The 16,540-nt window shown below is 69.0% G+C and carries 14 protein-coding genes and 1 pseudogene; 6 read left to right on the top strand and 9 right to left on the bottom strand.

The window, feature by feature from the left end; all coding sequences use genetic code 11:
* Positions 1–269 precede the first annotated feature (269 nt).
* Positions 270–917, bottom strand: coding sequence for a TetR/AcrR family transcriptional regulator (locus tag D0D15_RS32270; protein ID WP_094005545.1), 648 nt, complete (start codon positions 915–917; stop codon positions 270–272).
* A 106-nt stretch (positions 918–1,023) separates the two neighbouring features.
* On the opposite strand from D0D15_RS32270, the gene D0D15_RS32265 reads away from it, so the two are divergent.
* Entirely contained in the window at positions 1,024–2,223 is a 1,200-nt protein-coding gene (locus D0D15_RS32265; RefSeq protein ID WP_094005544.1) for an MFS transporter, read from the top strand.
* Positions 2,224–2,699: 476 nt separating this feature from the next.
* Here D0D15_RS32265 and D0D15_RS32255 read toward each other — a convergent pair whose 3' ends face one another.
* Positions 2,700–4,133: an MFS transporter gene (locus D0D15_RS32255; RefSeq protein ID WP_198958233.1), complete on the bottom strand. Its 1,434-nt coding sequence runs from the start codon at positions 4,131–4,133 to the stop codon at positions 2,700–2,702.
* A gap of 257 nt (positions 4,134–4,390) precedes the next feature.
* On the opposite strand from D0D15_RS32255, the gene D0D15_RS32250 reads away from it, so the two are divergent.
* Positions 4,391–4,792 (top strand): MerR family transcriptional regulator, encoded by a 402-nt coding sequence (locus D0D15_RS32250; RefSeq protein WP_167481601.1) that lies wholly within the window; start codon positions 4,391–4,393, stop codon positions 4,790–4,792.
* Between the two features lie 24 nt (positions 4,793–4,816).
* Here the strand turns inward: D0D15_RS32250 and D0D15_RS32245 are convergent, their stop codons facing one another.
* The 4 genes from D0D15_RS32245 to D0D15_RS32230 form a co-directional block, all read right to left on the bottom strand.
* A complete protein-coding gene (locus tag D0D15_RS32245; protein ID WP_233157270.1) occupies positions 4,817–6,430 on the bottom strand; it encodes a peptide chain release factor 3 in 1,614 nt (537 codons plus the stop codon).
* 157 nt (positions 6,431–6,587) lie between these two features.
* Positions 6,588–7,334, bottom strand: coding sequence for a hypothetical protein (locus tag D0D15_RS32240; RefSeq protein WP_094005540.1), 747 nt, complete (start codon positions 7,332–7,334; stop codon positions 6,588–6,590).
* Entirely contained in the window at positions 7,331–8,056 is a 726-nt protein-coding gene (locus D0D15_RS32235) for a phosphatase PAP2 family protein (RefSeq protein ID WP_198958232.1), read from the bottom strand. The genes D0D15_RS32240 and D0D15_RS32235 overlap by 4 nt, the downstream gene beginning before the upstream one ends.
* Positions 8,011–8,418, bottom strand: coding sequence for a MerR family transcriptional regulator (locus D0D15_RS32230; protein WP_094005539.1), 408 nt, complete (start codon positions 8,416–8,418; stop codon positions 8,011–8,013). Before D0D15_RS32230 ends, D0D15_RS32235 begins: the two co-directional genes overlap by 46 nt.
* Positions 8,419–8,812: 394 nt before the next feature.
* Here D0D15_RS32230 and D0D15_RS32225 point away from each other — a divergent pair, with 394 nt between their 5' ends.
* A complete protein-coding gene (locus tag D0D15_RS32225) occupies positions 8,813–10,501 on the top strand; it encodes a ribonuclease J (RefSeq protein ID WP_198958231.1) in 1,689 nt (562 codons plus the stop codon).
* A 75-nt stretch (positions 10,502–10,576) separates the two neighbouring features.
* Here the strand turns inward: D0D15_RS32225 and D0D15_RS32220 are convergent, their stop codons facing one another.
* Positions 10,577–11,302 carry a spermidine synthase family protein gene (locus D0D15_RS32220; protein WP_094005537.1) on the bottom strand — a complete coding sequence of 242 codons (726 nt, stop codon included), beginning with the start codon at positions 11,300–11,302 and terminating at the stop codon, positions 10,577–10,579.
* Positions 11,303–11,582: 280 nt separating this feature from the next.
* Here D0D15_RS32220 and D0D15_RS32215 point away from each other — a divergent pair, with 280 nt between their 5' ends.
* Entirely contained in the window at positions 11,583–12,203 is a 621-nt protein-coding gene (locus tag D0D15_RS32215) for a hypothetical protein (protein WP_143266194.1), read from the top strand.
* A gap of 149 nt (positions 12,204–12,352) precedes the next feature.
* Positions 12,353–12,586 (top strand): annotated as a pseudogene (locus D0D15_RS37950) (ADP-ribosylglycohydrolase family protein); the annotation flags it as partial.
* A 245-nt stretch (positions 12,587–12,831) separates the two neighbouring features.
* Here the strand turns inward: D0D15_RS37950 and D0D15_RS37395 are convergent.
* Both D0D15_RS37395 and D0D15_RS32200 read right to left on the bottom strand, forming a co-directional pair.
* On the bottom strand, positions 12,832–13,080 hold the full coding sequence (locus tag D0D15_RS37395; protein WP_115944990.1) for a hypothetical protein: 249 nt from the start codon (positions 13,078–13,080) through the stop codon (positions 12,832–12,834).
* 74 nt (positions 13,081–13,154) lie between these two features.
* On the bottom strand, positions 13,155–15,323 hold the full coding sequence (locus D0D15_RS32200) for a HelD family protein (RefSeq protein WP_233157269.1): 2,169 nt from the start codon (positions 15,321–15,323) through the stop codon (positions 13,155–13,157).
* Between the two features lie 417 nt (positions 15,324–15,740).
* Between D0D15_RS32200 and D0D15_RS32195 the strand changes: the two genes are divergently transcribed.
* A partial coding sequence (locus D0D15_RS32195) for a SulP family inorganic anion transporter (protein WP_240325319.1) occupies positions 15,741–16,540 on the top strand: 800 nt, incomplete at its 3' end.

Raw genomic sequence — 16,540 nt, 5'->3', positions numbered from 1 at the left:
CCGCGCCCGATGGACGATGCGCTGGAAACCCGTACTCAACGCCTTCGCCATCACCTTCGGTGACCGCTGGCCGGCCGCCGAAACCTACTAACCGAACCGCCAGAAACACCGATCACGGGATAGACCCGGACAACAGGCCCACTCCCCCGGCGGAGTGCGAGTAGAGCCACAATTTCAAACTCGCGCCAGTGTCGATGCCCCGCACCAGGGTGGCCCGGGGGGCGACCGGAACGGCAGCAAGCGCGTGCGGGTGGCGGGTTGAGTCGCGCTCAGGAGGCCGTGAGGGTAAGGCTGTCGGGGATGGCGTTGAAGGCTTCGTCGACGCGGTCGATGAGGGTGCCGATATCACCACCACGGGGGTTGCGTTCGCCGCGGAGGCCGCGGATCCAGTTCTTGGCGCCGCACCGCCAGGCGCTAAGGGCGAATTCGCCGAGGAGCCGGAGCCGGACGTCGTCGCGGCTGTCGATGCCGAGTTTGGCTTCGAGGACGTCGACGAGAGTTTCCTGGGTCTGCATGGACAGCAGGACGCTGTGATCGCGCAGCGCGGGTGTCCGGGCCGCGAGCCCACGGGTGGGCAGGAACCACCGGGCCCAGTCATCGCCGAGGTCAGCCAGGACGGCGGTGAGTGCTTCGCGGAGCGCGGCGAGGACCGGCCCCTGAAGGTCGCGGGTCCGGACTTCCTCGACGTAGACCTTCCAGAGGTCGAGTTCGGCGGCGAGCGCGACGTCCTCCTTGGACGTGTAGTTGGCGTAGAAGGTGCGCTTGGAAACTTCCGCCTGCGCGACCAGGTCGTCCACGGTGACCGCGTCGAAGCCGTTGTCCAGGAACAGCCGCAGCGCGGTCTCGGCCAGTGTCTTCCGGGTGCGCAACTTCTTGCGCTCGCGCAGCGGCAAGGTGCGGTCGTTCTGTGTGGTCATCGCTGGTCAGCCTAGCTGAGCACACCTGAGGCGCAAACCCTACTGGTTCTTTTATGCAACTCGGTCTACTCTGCAACTGAGTTGCTTTTGTCGGGGAGGTGAGCTGATGACGACGCCCGCACCGGCCGCGCCGGCCGTACGGAACCCAGCAGCGCTGGTGGTGTTGCTCTTCGGGTCGACGTTGGGGGTGATGGCCGGGTCGACGATCGTGCCGGTGCTGGAGGTGATCCGCAGCGACCTCGGCGTGAGCGGTACGGCCGCGGGCCTGATCATCACGGCGCACGGTTTGGCGATCGCGGTCTCCAGCCCGCTGGTGGGCTGGCTGATCGACCGTCTCGGCGTGCGCCCGGTCCTGGCCGGCGGGTTGGTTCTCTACGGGCTCGCCGGAGGCGCGGGGCTGTTCATCACCTCCTATCCCGTGTTGATCGCGAGCCGCCTGGTGTTCGGGGTTGGTGCGGCGACGGTGTTCAGCGGCACCACGGTCGCGCTGCTGGGGCTTTACCGCGGCGCCCTGCGGGATCGGGTGATGGGCTGGCGCTCCGCCACCACCAGTCTGGGCGGGCTGGCCTGGCCGTTGCTGGCCGGCGCGGTCGGCGGCATCTCCTGGCACGCCGCGTTCGCGGTCTACCTGGTCGGCATTCCGCTGGGCCTCGCGACCATGGTGGCACTGCCGAACTCCCACCCGAAGCCCGCCGAACGCGGGCCGCATGGCGGGATGCTCGCGCTGCTACGCGCTCGCCCGGCGTTGCTCGGGTTGTACGCGCTCATGGTCACAACCGCCCTGCTGATGTATGCACTGGCGGTGTTCCTGCCGCAGCGCCTGGCGCAGGTCGGCGTCACCGAGCCATTCCTGGTGTCGATGTTCACCGTCGGTTCGTCCGCTGCGATGAGCGTGGTCGGGCTGGTGTACGCGCGCACCCGTGCCCGGCTGGGTTATGACGTCCTGTTGCGGGTGTCGGCGGCGTTGTGGGTGGGCACGTTCGTCATCCTCGGGGTCACGGATGCCCCGGCTGTGATCGCAGTGGCGCCCGTGCTGTTCGGACTGGGCAACGGGCTGGCGTTTCCCGCGCTGACCGTGCTCGTCGGGGAGGCGGCACCGCCGGAGCTGAGGGGACAGACGGTCGCGCTGTCGGCGACGGGTTCGTTCGCCGGCCAGTTCCTCTCGCCGCTGTTGTTGGGGCCGTTGATCGGCGCGACCACGATCACCACCGGGTTCCTCGCCGCGGCGTGCCTGGCCGGCCTCGTGTTGCTGCTCTTGCTGGCGACGAGGGTGCCGGCGAACGACTCGAGTTCGGCAAAGGTATAGGTCTTAGCAGTGCCGTGACCGCATGCGATCAACGGAAGGACAACGAGAACGACTCCCCCACTTGCCCAGGAAAATCCCGGCGATGAGCAGGACGTCTCCGCGATCACGGAAATCTCGGCCGAATTGATGGCCGCGTTCGCAGAGCACGACGCCGTGAAGTTCGGGCCCGGTTCACCGCGGACATCGTCTTCACCGCAGTCAACGGTGTATGCTTCACCAGCTGGGAAGACATCCACGCCTACCACAAGGAACGGCTGTACCACCACGCCGAGGGCATCCGCACGTGGTACGAGATCGACCGCATCACCTTCCCCGCGCCGGGCGTTGCGATCGCGTTCGTCCGGCGCCGGTGACCACCGAGCACGGCGCGCGCACGAACGTCGGAACCTGGGTCTTGTCCAAAAAGGATGAACAATGGTGGATCTGCGCCATCCAGAACACCGCCGTCGCCCAGAACTGAGGGTGAAAGCCTCGGGTCAGGCCTCGCGTGACGGGGGCGCCGGTGGCGGCGTGCGCACCATGGCGCCGGCCACGGTGACGGCCAGTGGAAGCGCGGTCATGACGAGCAGGATGGGCCGGTAGGTGGTGGCGTGGTCGCGGCCGAGCGCGAGGAGCAGGGGCCCGAAGGCGGAGGCGCCGACGGTGACCGAGTGCACGACTCCGCGGATCGCCCCGAGGTGGCGCAGTCCGAAGCAGCGGGGGAAGGCGACCGCTTCCAGGGTGCGGATGCCGTTGCCGCAGGCGCCCAGTGCCAGGCCGTAGAGCACGGCGGTGAATCCCGGCGTGAGCCAGCCGGCACCGGCGGTGGCCAACGCGAGAGTGGCCATCGTGGTGATGATCAGAAGGCGGTCGGAGAAGCGGTCGGCGAGCCAGCCCAGACCGAAGGTGGCGATGAGGCCGGCGATGGTCTGAGGCAGGAAGGTCGCGGCGGCTTCGGTGGCGGTGAGGCCGCGTTCGCCGAGCAGGGACTGCTGGTGGAAGTTCAGCCCGGTGGCGACCAGCGCGCAGGTCCCGACACCGGCGGTGACGACCCAGAACATCCCGGTGCGCATCGCCTGTGCGAGTGTCCAGTCCACCGGCGGCAGGGAGCTGCCGGGCGCGGTTTCAGCTTCATCATCGGGCGTGCGCGCGGGTGGCCGGCGCGGCAGCAACAGGAGCGCGGCGGGAACGACGAGCAACCACACCGCCACGCCTTCGGCGATCCAGACGTGGCGCCAGCCCCAGTCCGAGACCAGCCGTTCCAGCAGCATCGGCGTGAGCGAGATCCCGGCGGTACCGATCGCCGAGGCGACGCCGATGGCGAAGCCGCGGCGGCGGTGGACGTAGATCGCGACGGTGGTGGTGGCGACCAGGTTCAGAGCGCCCTGACCGCCGACCCGGATGCCGATGAACGCGGCGGTCAGCCCGGTGATCTCGCTCGCCGCGGTCGACGCGATGAGAATGGCACCGAAACACAGCGCGATGCCGGCCATGATGCGGCTGGGGCCGAAGCGGTCGATCAGGCGGCCGAGGAAGGGCATGACGAACGCCCCGGACAGCGACCCGATCAGGTACGCGGTCGACACCGCGGAGCGGGACACACCGAGGTCGTGGATGATCGGATCGACGAACACCGACACCGCCGCGGTTTGCCCGGGAGCGGTGAGCGCCAGTGCAACCGACGCCGCCGCGATCACCCGTGGCAGGTGCGCACGTCCCGTTGCGCCGGAAGCCAGGGGTGGTCTCGGGGCAGTTGCGCCGGAAGACAAGGTCGAAAATCCTTTCCGTGTGTCGGGGCACGGCGGCTGGGCGGGTCGGCGTGCCCGAGCCGCGATGCGCCCCGCCACGGAGGCGCGAATCTCGGTCAGGTGAGCATGTATGTCGCGGGACGGGCCAGGCGATCGATCCGCCTGAGTGGACGGCGACTGCACACCCGGCGAGCGGGGCGTCCGAAGGACAAGATCGCGCACAGGGTCGATGCGAGCCCAGCACTGGGATCAGTTTATCGCGACCAGGAGGTAGTGGCGCGGGGGTCGTGATGGAGGTCTCGCCGCCGCGTCGCGCCATCCGGACGATCGTCAGCGACGTCGATACTGTCACGTGAGGGTATCGTTGGCGGCGTCAGCGCCGGGTGGACGGTGCGTTGGCGTGACGAGCCTGCAGGAAGGACCCGGGCGTGGGCGAGCAGATGCAGATCGGTGAGGTGGCCGAGCGCACCGGGCTGTCCCTGCGCACGATCCGCTACTACGAGGAAGTCGGGCTGGTCGTGCCCAGCGCCCGCAGCCAGGGCGGGTTCCGGCTCTACACCGAGCCCGACATCGACCGGTTGCAGCTGATCAAGCGGATGAAGCCACTGGGGTTCCAGCTGGAGGAGATGCGCGATCTGCTGGCCATCCTCGACCCGACGCCGGACGGCCCGGAGATCGCCGACCCGGCCGCGCGGCTGGCGGAGTTCAGCGAAACCGCCACGAAGGCGTGCGAGGACCTGCGCGCGAAACTGGTCATCGCCGAGGAGTTCGCATCGCTGCTGCGCACGCACATCACGGCCGCGCGCCGTCAGCACCCCACCGGTGTGCAGCCGCGACGCTGACCCGCCGCCCCTGGGGCCACCCGCTCAGCCGCCCTCGGCGACCAAGGATTCGAGCACCAGTCCGGGATGGGCGCGCAGCAGGATCCGCAGGTCCATCTCTTCGGCGAACAGAGCCAGTTCGGCGCCGTCCAGGCGGGTGAGAACCTCGCTGCGGCGCCCGGCGTCGACGATGGACCGCTGAGCGGGATCGGCGAGTCGCCGGACGGCGTGGTACGGCAACGGTTCCAGCCGGATGGGCGAGGTGAACTCGGTCGCCATCCGGTGTGCGGCGACCTCGAACTGCATCGGCCCGACCGCGGCGAGCACCGGCGCGGCGTCCCCGCGCCGGTCCGAGCGCAGCACCTGGACCACGCCTTCCGCGCCGAGTTGTTCGACACCCTTGCGGAACTGTTTCGCGCGGCCGAGATCGGCGGGCCGGGCGACCGCGAAGTGCGCGGGCGCGAAACTGGGCAGCCCGGGAAACCGCACCGGCGGCTTGCCGGTGTAGAGGGTGTCGCCCACGCGCAGGGCGGTGGCGTTCACCAGGCCGATGACGTCACCGGGGAAGGCGGTGTCGAGCGTGGACCGTTGCTGCCCGAACACCTGCTGGACGTACTTGGTGGCGAACGGCTTCCCGGTGGAGGCGTTGGTGACGACCATCCCCCGTTCGAACACGCCGGAGCACACCCGGGCGAACGCCACCTGGTCGCGGTGCGCCGGGTCCATGCCGGTCTGCACCTTGAACACGAACGCCGAGAACGGGGAATCCAGGGCTCGCGTCGCACCGTCGGTGTCGGTACGCGGGGTGGGCCGGGGTGCGAGTTCGACCAGCAGGTCGAGCAGGTGGCGGACGCCGAAGTTGCGGACCGCCGCGCCGAACAGCACCGGGGTCGCCGTGGCGTCGAAGAACCGGGCCACCTCGAACTCGCCGCCGGACGCCCGCAGCAGTTCGGCCTCCTCCACCGCCTGGGCCCACTCGTCCCCGAGATCGGCAACGGCCTGCTGGGGGGTGAGACGCTCCTCGGGGGCGACAGTCGCCCCGCCCGCGGTGTGCTGGTAGCGGATGAAGTCGCCGCTGGGGACGTCGAGTACGCCACGCAAGTGGCCGGCAACCCCGACCGGCCAGGTCAACGGCATCGGCTGCAGTCCGATCCGCTGGGTCAGCTCGTCGCACAGCTCCAGCGCTTCCCGCCCGGGCCGGTCCCACTTGTTGATGAAGGTGATCACCGGGATACCCCGGTAACGGCAGACGTCGAACAGTTTCAGCGTCTGCGGCTCCAGCCCCTTGGCTGCGTCCAGCAGCATGACCGCGGAGTCCACCGCGGACAGGACCCGGTAGGTGTCCTCGGAGAAGTCCGCGTGGCCAGGGGTGTCCAGCAGGTTGATCACCGTGTCGCCGTAGGCGAACTGCAAGGCGGCGGACGTGATGGAGATTCCGCGCGTGCGCTCCATCTCCATCCAGTCCGAAGTCACCCCGCGCCGCCCCGCCTTGCCGTGCACCGCACCCGCCTCGGAGATGACGTGCGCATGCAGCGCCAGCGCCTCGGTGAGCGTGGACTTGCCCGCGTCGGGATGGCTGATGACCGCGAAGGTCCGGCGACGCCCGGATTCGGCGAGAATCTCCACCCGCTGGACCCGGGCTGCACTGCTTGCCGTCACACGCAACTCCCGCCGGCCGGTACCGGCCCGATCGCTCCACTGACTGACAGCCCTAAGTCTACCCTCACGTGAGGGTACAGTAGGATCGGGTCTGCTCATGACGGGAGCATTCGCCGGTGGGGTGATTCGTCACCCCACCGGTTCCCGCGCTGCGGACTCACGTCTGCACGCCGGGCCAGAACACCTGGTGGAACCGGTCCCGCTGGGGCACGCACAGGTACTCCCCGGAGGGGAACGTCTGCGCGTGGCCGTCGAGCGTGCCACCGGCGGCCCGCTCGATCCGGATGGTCACCGGCTCAGGGACCAAGTGCCGATCCCAGCCCCGCCAGCCCATCAGTACTCCCTCATCGTGCGGATGCACCAGGACGTCCTCGGCCCGCTCCCACTGCCCGGTGCCGCAACGGAAAGCCAGTTCGCCACGCAGGGCCCAGCGCTCGGCCGCGTGGTCGTACCAGTCGTGCGACGACGAGAGGGCGACTGCCGGGGCAGGGTGCAGAACCAGGCTCGCCGGGCTGGCCAGCGTGCCGGCCGTCGCCGGGGCGAGCACGCCGCACCGCCAGAAGGCCGCGCATCGCCGAGCGGCTGCCGTCAGGGACTCGTGTCCGGGGACCACCACCCGAATGTCGGCGGCGACCGGGATCTGCCCGAAGCCCGGTATGACAGGCAGCTCGAGCAGTGACCAGCCGCGGACGTCCGCACCGGCGCGCACGGCATTCCGGATCTGGCGGCTGTCGTGGTCGAAGTCGCGGACGACGGCGACGCGTCCCGTACCGATGTTCTCCGGCCACAGGCGATGCTCAGCCTCCGCGCCCAGGAGATAGGACACCGTGCGCCTGAGGGAGCGCAGCCGTACCTGGCGACTGCGGCCGGCGTCGAACCAGGCGCTGTGCAGCCGGATGGTCATCGGAAACCGGCCCGGGAGCGGCCCTCCGCGGGCGAACTCGATGGCTCGGGTCCGCGTCCTACCGGTGTGCCGAATCCTCGCCGGCGCGGTCGTGAACACCGGCGGCCGATCAACCGAGCCACGAGCCGCCGAAGCGGCAGGACGACCAGGAGCGTGACGACCCCACCGAGCGCCAAGCCCGCAGCCACGTCGTGCAGGTAGTGCACACCGACGACCACACGCGACAACGCGGCCAGAACTGCGACGGGAACCACCCAGAAGACCGCTGCACGGCAGACGAGAACCACGGCGACCCCCGCGGCGCCGGCGACCACCGAGTGATTGCCGGGAAACGACCAATCGCCGGGCGGCGGACACCCGACGATCGTCGCCTGGATGAGCGCGGCACACGGTCGCTGCTCGCGCACCACGGAGTTGAGGGCTTCACCGACCAGGTAGGCCACCGCAACGCCTGCGGGACCGAGCACGGCAACGGCGAGTGCTCGCGGGTCGCCGCGGCGGGTCCGCCACCACACACCCAGCATGCCGACCGCGAACACGATCACCACCGCGTCCGTTGCGATCGCGGCGAACTGACGCAGCCAGTCGGGCATGTCCAGGGCGAACCCGGTGATTGCGCGGTACCACAGCACGCTGATGGCCGGCACGTCCAGTCCGGCGAACCTACCCGGGCCGCTCAACCGTCGACCTTCGTCGTCGCGGCGGTCAAGCGCGTCCGGCACTCATGCAGGGTCGCCAGGAAGTCGTGCGCGGCGTCCAGGCGGGCGCGCAGTTCGTCACACCGGTGGTCAGCGGTGCGGCTGAAGTCCCGCAGCACATCGAGCCGTTCCTCCTCGGTGGCCTGCCCCGCCGGAGCATCAGTCGCGTCCGGTATGAGCAAGGACAGCAGGTCACGCATCTCATCGAGCCGGAAACCGAGCACCTTCATCTGCCGGATGAGGCGCAGGCGCCGAAGATCCGCTGCGGTGTAGAGCCGGAACCCACCCCGGCTGCGGGTGTCCGGCCGGACGAGCCCGACCTCCTCGTAATGCCGGATCGTGCGCAAGGACAGCCCGCAGCGCTCGGCCACCTCGCCGATCTGCATGTGTCCGCTCACGTCAACCTCGTTCCGTAACCACGGTTCACCGGCGCCACCGGGTGTGACAGTGGCGACGGTCGGCACGTCGCGCCGGGGGGGAGGGGTGAGCGCGACCGCGGCCACTGTCGGGGGCAGTGGAAACGAAGGTGCCGACCGTCTCCGCGACTCTACTCTAACGTGAGGGTACTGTGCATGGCGTGGCCAACATCAAGAGATCATCGCCGCCACAGAGCACGAACGCCGCGACGAGGTGGTGCAACTGCTGAACCGGCCCCCTCGCGCACGTTCGGACACGTCTGCGACCTGTGAGCCTTCGTGCCCGATGTCCCGCTCGACGACTGAGACCCCTTTTGACAGAGCCAACGAAGCCGGGTTTCATACTCTCACGTAACGTGAGAGTATGAACTCTCCAGCCCGGTCCGCGATGACCCGCCCGCCCTCACTTCCCGACGATGCACTACGCATCGTCGCCTTGGGCGGACTGGGCGAGATCGGCCGGAACATGACCGTGTTCGAGCATCAGGGCGCCCTGCTGGTCGTCGACTGCGGGGTCCTCTTCCCCGAGGAGCACCAGCCCGGGGTGGACGTGATCCTGCCGGACTGGACCGCGTTCCGTGACCGGCTCTCCGACATCACGGCGATCGTGCTCACGCACGGGCACGAAGATCACCTCGGTGCGGTGCCGTACCTGCTGGCCGAGCGGCCCGACGTCCCGGTCATCGGTTCCCGGCTGACCTTGAGCTTTCTGTCCGCCAAGCTCGCCGAGCACCGCATCACCCCGACCTTGATCGAAGTCCGGGAAGGAGAACGGCTCGACCGCGGTCCCTTCGCACTGGAATTCCTCGCGGTCAACCACTCCATCCCGGACGGTCTCGCCGTCGCTGTGCGCACCCGGGCCGGCCTGGTGCTGCACACCGGCGACTTCAAGATGGACCAGTTTCCGCTGGACGAGCGCATCACCGACCTGCGCGGCTTCGCCCGCCTCGGCGAGGAGGGCGTCGATTTGTTCCTGGTGGACTCCACCAACGCCGACGTCCCCGGGTTCACCACCTCCGAGCGGGAACTGACTCCGGCTATCGAGGCCGTGTTCCGCACCGCGCCGCGCCGGGTGATCGTCTCCAGTTTCGCCAGCCATGTGCACCGCATCCAGCAGGTCCTCGACGCCGCTCACGCCCACGGCCGCAAGGTGGCCTTCGTCGGCCGGTCCATGGTCCGCAACATGAATCTGGCACTGGAGCTGGGCTACCTCACCGCACCGGCCGGCCTGATCGTCGACCCACAGGCGCTGGATCGCCTGCCGGACGACAAGGTGGCCCTGGTCTGCACCGGATCGCAGGGTGAGCCGATGGCCGCGCTTGCCCGCATGGCCGCGGGCCGTCACGACATCAACGTCGGTGACGGCGACACCGTGCTGCTGGCCAGTTCCCTCATCCCCGGCAACGAGAACGCCATCTACCGGATCATCAACGGACTGACCGCACGCGGTGCGAACGTCGTGCACAAAGGCAACGCCAAGGTGCACGTGTCCGGGCACGCCAGCGCGGGCGAACTGGTCTACTGCTACAACATCGTCCAGCCGTCCAACGTCGTGCCGGTCCACGGTGAAGCGCGGCACCTCAAGGCGAACGCCGATCTGGCGGTCAGCACCGGTGTCGCGCGTGATCGTGTGCTCATCGCGGGCAATGGTGAGGTCGTCGATTTGCAGGAGGGGCGTGCCACGATCACCGGCACCGTCCCGGTGCGCGAGATCTACGTGGACGGCCACACCGTCGGCGTGCTGACGGAGGATTCCCTGGCCGAACGGCGCACCCTCGGCCAGGACGGTGTGCTGACCGTGATCGCGCTCATCGATCCCGACACCGGCTTGCTCGCCGAGACGCCCGGCTTCATCGCCCGCGGGTTCGCACCCGACGAGTCGGCGTTCGACTCCCTGGCCCCGGTTCTGGAGAAGGCCCTCGCCGGTGCGGCCGAACGCGCCGTCACCGCCACCGACGAGCTCGAACGCCGGATCGTGCGGGCCACGGAATCCTGGGCACGCAAGACGCTGCACCGCCGGCCGGTCGTCATCCCCGTCCTGATCGACGCCTGAGCCGGCGGACGCCTCGTCCAGGCGACCCACGTTCACGGTGGGCTGTGGGCATCACAGCGGCCGGGTGGGCCGGGGTCAGGATTGCCGCGGCTCCGTCGCGATGTAGATGGTGGCGGTTGCCTGCCTGTCCTGCAACGGGTTGGCGAACGTGACGACCTCGGCCCGCGCCTGCGCGAATGCCGAGTCCAGGGCCGAAAGGAATTCGTCGTCGGGCGGGTCGTTCGACCACAGGCCGAAGACGCCACCGGGACGGAGGTGCCCGGCCAGGCGCTGCGCTCCCGCCGGTTCGTAGAACTCCCGATGGCTGGGATGCAGCACGTGACGCGGAGAGTGGTCGATGTCCACCGCGATGGCGTGGAACCGCCGCCCAGGCGCGGCCGGGTCGAGTCCGTCCGGCGACCGGAGCATCGCGAAGAAGTCGCCGTGCACGAGCCGGCACCGCCGATCCGACGTCAACGCCGGCTCGGTCGGTATCAACCCGTTCTCGTGCCACTCGGCCACCACGCCCAGGGCCTCCACCACCGACAGCGACCGCACCCGCGGGTCGGCCAGCACCGCCTGCGCGGTGTAGCCGAGACCGAGGCCACCGACCACGACATCCACGTTCGCGCCGGGTGCTTCAGCCAGCACCCGGCGAGCCAGCTCCGTTTCGGCGACGGTGAACAGGCTCGACATCAGGAACTCGTCGTCGAGCTTGATCTCCAGCACCTCCCGCGCCACCGTCGCGTCCCAGCGCCGGCGCAGAACGAGCTCGCCCAAGGGGGTCGAACGCCAGTCGAGCTCCTCGAAACGCCTGCTCATCGAAACCCCTCAGGTCCATCGCCGCGAACATCCACACAGTAGGCCCTACCGTCACGTGAGAGTAGGTTAAGGGTCATGGACGTGGCGGTGGCCGGGGCGCAGCCAGAGACCATGGGCGACCGGCTCGATCCGCTCAACGGGGGCTGGTGAACGTCTTTCGCGCCCTGCTGCGCGGCGCCGATCCCTCCGCGGGGAGTCTCAGCCCGCTGGCCTCGGACACCGGAGACCTGTCGTCATGGTCAGCGGCTCCGACCGGGGCAGTCCCGCGACCCGCGCCGGTGTGGTCGTGCTCGACGGCCCGTCCGCCCGTGCATCGACCGGCCGGGTGAGCCTCGTCTTGGCCACCCACCACACCGTCGTCGCGGCCGCGCAACACCTCGCCGTGCGCTGCCACGCACCGATCGTGTCTCCGGACCGCCGGTATGTTTCGCCGGGTTCCCTGCACTTGTGGTTGCGGCCGGAACTCGCATTGATCCTGACCGGCCCGGACGCGCGACAGGAGGTCGTCCTGCGCGGCCTGCAGCTACGCGACGTCGCAGACACCGAGCACCCGGTCCTGGTCGACGTGTTCGCTCGCCCCTCGGGTAGCGGTGTGCTGCTCGGGGTGACTGACGGCGAGGGCGCGACGGTCGAACTCTGCGGCGGACCGCGAGTCGTCCGGGCGTCGGCGCCCACTGCGGCGGTCCTGGACGGCATCACCCGGACCGTGGCACCGGGGACGTACCGCATCGACCTGGCCCACCCGCCGCTGTACCGGCTCCACGCCGAGCCGGTGGCCCGACCCGAGACCGGCTGCACCCCATGCCCATCGCCGCCCAGCCCATCACCCGCGACCGAACGCGCGGACTACTCCTGGGGCTCGGACTCGGGACGCCTTCGGCGCCCCGGTCCAGGGCCGTGACAGCGCCGGCCCCGTAGGCCTCGTCGCCGAGGAGCCGGCACCCACCGCGCTCGCCCACACCGCCGACATCGAACTCGTTCCCGTCCTCGCCGGACACCGCGACACCGCGGTGCTGAGCGAGGACCTGCTCGCCCGCGAAACTCGCCCAGGCCTGGCGGGCCGAGTCCTGGCGCGGTCACGGCCCTGGCACACCGAAAGTTTTCGGGCTGATCAACGCCGGTGTCCCCTGGTTTGCGGCCACTCGTGCCTTTCACCACGGGGCCGGATCAACCGGCAACGGCGCCGCCATGCGGGTCGCGCCGGTCGCACTGGCCGGCACGAGCCTGCACCACACCGCCGAACTCGCCCGGCGCAGCGCCGCGGTCACCCACGCCCACGAACACGGACAACATGCCAGGCCGCCGCGGCCTACCTGGCCCTGCGCAGCGACCCGGCACGCCCCTGGCGTGCCGGCATTCCTGCAGGACCTCGCGCAGGTGGTGCGCTCCGGCGCCTCCGCCCTGCCCCGGGTGGCTGCGGCGGTTGACCGTGGCCGGACGACTCCAGGTCCTGGCCGACCGCCTCAGCTGAGCCGGTCCGGTTCACCGGGCACGTCAGGGGATACCGGCGCCTGCCATATCAGAGGCGGTCACTGCGCATCGCAGTCGAACGACAGGTCCGGCAGTTCCGACAGCAGATCCATCAGTGACTCGAACCGCCTGTCCGGAAGCCGGTTCAGCGCGGCGAACACCGCGGGCCGCGCCCGGCCGGCCGGCGCAGCATTGAGCAAGTCCGGCACGCCCGTTCGGTCCGCGACGAAAGCGTCTTCCACGTGGACACAGAATTCCGGCACCGTGACCGGCGCTGTCGGCGAGCCGGCCACGCCTTCGGTGCTCATCTCCCACTTCCCGTCGGCTGGTTCCGTCGGCTGATCGACACGGCCCGCTGGCGTGTCCCGCCTGCCGGGTCAGCTCATCCCCGCGGCTGCCGGGGGATCGCGGAGAGGCCCCCGTCGGGCTTCGCGAACTCCAGGAAGCGCGAGACAGGTCCGGTGTGGGTGAGGTGGAGCTCGTGCATGGCCCTGGTGCAGGCGATGTAGAGCATGCTCTTGTCCATCTCGTTGGCGTAGTTCTCCTCGTCCACCTGCGGGACGATCACCGTGTCGAACTCCAGTCCCTTGGCGATGTGTGCCGAGGTGATGACGATGCCACCGGCGAACGCTGTGCTGTCGTAGTCGAGCAGGGCCAGTTCGGCACCGGCTTGCGACAGGGCGTGGTGGAGTGTCTTCGCCTGGGCGACGGTTTTGCAGATGATGCCGAGGGAGCGGTGGTCGCTGTGACTGTGCTGCCTGACCAGGGCCAGGATCTGCGCCTCCTGGTCCTGCTGGTTCGCGCAGGCGATGACCTGGGGTGGTCGTCCGTGCCGCTCGATCGGGACGAGCTTGTCGTTGCGGGAGATGCGCTGGGCGAAGTCGGTGATCTCGGTCGTGGAGCGGTAGCTCTTGCACAGCTCCAGGCAGTCGGCCTCGGGGAAGATGCTGCGGATCGTCGACAGCGACGAGGAGCTGAACGGGTTCACCGACTGGTTCCTATCACCCAGGATCGTCATCTTGCAGGAGAACAGCTCGCGCACCACGGCGTACTGGATGGGCGCGTAGTCCTGCATCTCGTCGACCAGCAGGTGACGGATGTGGCGGTAGCTCTCCTGCCGGGCCGTCTTGATCATCGTGTAGACCAGCGGGAACACGTCGGCGTACTCGATCTTCTTCCGGCCGAGTGGCTTGAACAATCGCCGACGGTCCGGGTGGGCCGCGTAGAACGCCTTGTAGAGCGCGAAGGCGTCCTTGTCGGCGAACATGGCGCGGACCTGCTTGCGGACGCTGCCGGTGTCGGCAGCGGTCCACTTGGCACCGCGGTCTGTCACCTGCTGTTTGAGCAGGTGCACGGCGCGGCCGGCCACGCCGTCGAGCCGTGTGAAGATCGGAAGGTCGCGTAGTTCGGCGAAGGTGTCCGCGACCCAGTCGACGGAGAGGCGGTGGCGCTTCTGTTCGATCTCCGCCGGGGTGAACCCCTCCCGGGTCCGGGAAGAGATCCACTCGTCGAGGCGGGTGACGAACTCGGGCATCGCCTTGTAGCGCATGCGCTCCGCCGCCGCCTCGTCGACCCGGTCGAGGAGGTCGACGACCTGTTCGCTGAAGGTCTCGTAGCCGGTGACCTTCGCGAGAAACCTGCCGGCGATCTTGTCGAAGTCGATCTCGGCGATCTGCTCCTCACCCAGCTCGGGAAGCACGTTGGCGATGTAGTCACCGAACACCTTGTTGGGAGAGAGGATCATCACGTTGTCCGAGGAGAGGGTGTCCTTGAAGCGGTAGAGCAGGAACGCCACCCGGTGCAGGGCGATCGACGTCTTTCCGGAGCCCGCCACCCCTTGCAGGATCAGCACCTGCGCGGTCTCGTTGCGGATCACCGCGTTCTGTTCCCGCTGGATGGTCGCGACGATGTTGCGCATCTTGTCGTCGGCGGACCGGCTCAGCTCCCGCTGCAGGACGTCGTCGCCGATGCTCAGCGAGCTGTCGAACATGTACTCCAGGTGCCCGCCGGAGATCTTGTACTGGCGCTTGCCGGTGATCGCGCCGCGCACAGTGCCCTCGGGCGCCTCGAAGTGCGCCTCCCCCGCCTCGAAGTCGTAGTAGAGGCCGGCCACGGGTGCCCGCCAGTCGTGAATCACGATCTCCTGGGACTCGGGATCCGAGAGGCTGTGCACGCCGATGTAGTGGGCGCCGGCGTCCCGTTCGGCGTGACGGCGGAAGTCGACGCGCGCGAAGTAGGGAGACTCCAGCAGACGCTCGATGCGTTTCCTCGTCCGCATCGCGTGTTCGCCGAGGGTGACGGACAGGTTCACCGACTCGCGAAAGTTCGCCTTCTCGGCGAAGTCCATGTCACGCAGGTTGTCCCACATGTACCGCTTGTGCTGGTCCACGGTGCTGACCGACTTGTCGATCGACGCGTTCAGCCGCTCCAGCTCCGTGGTCAGCAGACGCACCGCCTCGGCCAGATACCGGCGCTCCTGCTCCTCGTCGCGTGACTGCACGTCCGTCAATGCCGTCTCCGGGTCGGTCGCCCACACAAAACCTACTGTCACGTTAGAGTAGAGTACCAGGGCCGGGCAGCGAGAGGCGAGCGCGACGTGGGTGCGTGATTCCGCCCTCATTTGAACTTGGGCGCCGCGACAGGCGTCGATCTCTCGTCTAACGTGAGGTGAGAGTTGCCGACGACGGTGGCGATCGCGTCACCGGACCGCCGGGGTCACCGAAGCCCCCGACTCCGTTATCGAGCCGAGGAGCTTCCCGTGCCTACCGAGCAGGTGCCGTGACCCAGTCGAGCTAGTCCGCGTCCGTCAATGAAGTCTTCCGGACCGGCGACGGTATCCGCGCCAGTCCCCCGGCAGTTTCTTCACGCCGCGCCACAGTGGTGCGGGAATGTTTTCGCGCCCGACGGGCGCCCGAGCATGTCAGGTTGTTTTCTCTTGTCGAATCTCTTGTCGCCGATCCCTGCGCGTATGCGTGGCGTTCGCCCGTCGTGGTTGTCGCCCAAGGTCGCCCGCATCGAGGTACTGGGCGGGCTGGTGGTGGCGCTGGCGTTGATCCCGGAGGCGATTTCGTTCTCCATCATCGCCGGGGTCGATCCCAGCGTGGGCCTGTTCGCGTCGTTCACGATGGCCGTGGTCATCTCGGTCGTCGGCGGGCGCGCGGCGATGATCTCCGCGGCCACCGGAGCCGTCGCTCTGGTGGTCGCCCCGCTCGCCCGGGAACACGGCCTGGGCTACCTGATCGCCGCGGTCATCCTCGGCGGGCTGTTCCAGATCGTGCTCGGCTCGCTCGGCGTGGCCCGGCTGATGCGCTTCGTCCCGCGCAGCGTCATGGTCGGCTTCGTCAACGCGCTGGCCATCCTGATCTTCCTGGCCCAGGTGCCGGAGCTGATCGACGTGCCGTGGCCGGTGTACCCGCTGTTCGCCGGCGGGCTCGTGCTGATGATCCTGTTCCCCAAGGTCACCAAGGTGATCCCCGCGCCCCTGGTGTCCATCGTGGCCCTCACCGTGCTGACCGTGGCCGCCGGAATCGCCGTCCCCACGGTCGGCGACAAGGGCGCCCTGCCCTCCTCGCTGCCGGTCCCGGGCCTGCCCGACGTGCCGTTCAGTGTCGACACGCTCAGCACCATCGCCCCCTACGCGCTGGCGTTCGCGCTGGTCGCGCTGATGGAGTCGCTGATGACCGCGAAGCTGGTCGACGACATCACCGACACCCACTCCAACAAGACCCGCGAGGCGATCGGCCAGGGCATCGCCAACGTCGTCACCGG

The sequence above is a fragment of the Amycolatopsis thermalba genome, from assembly GCF_003385215.1.
GTDB lineage: Bacteria > Actinomycetota > Actinomycetes > Mycobacteriales > Pseudonocardiaceae > Amycolatopsis_E > Amycolatopsis_E thermalba.
This window is presented reverse-complemented; position numbering and strand designations above follow the sequence as displayed.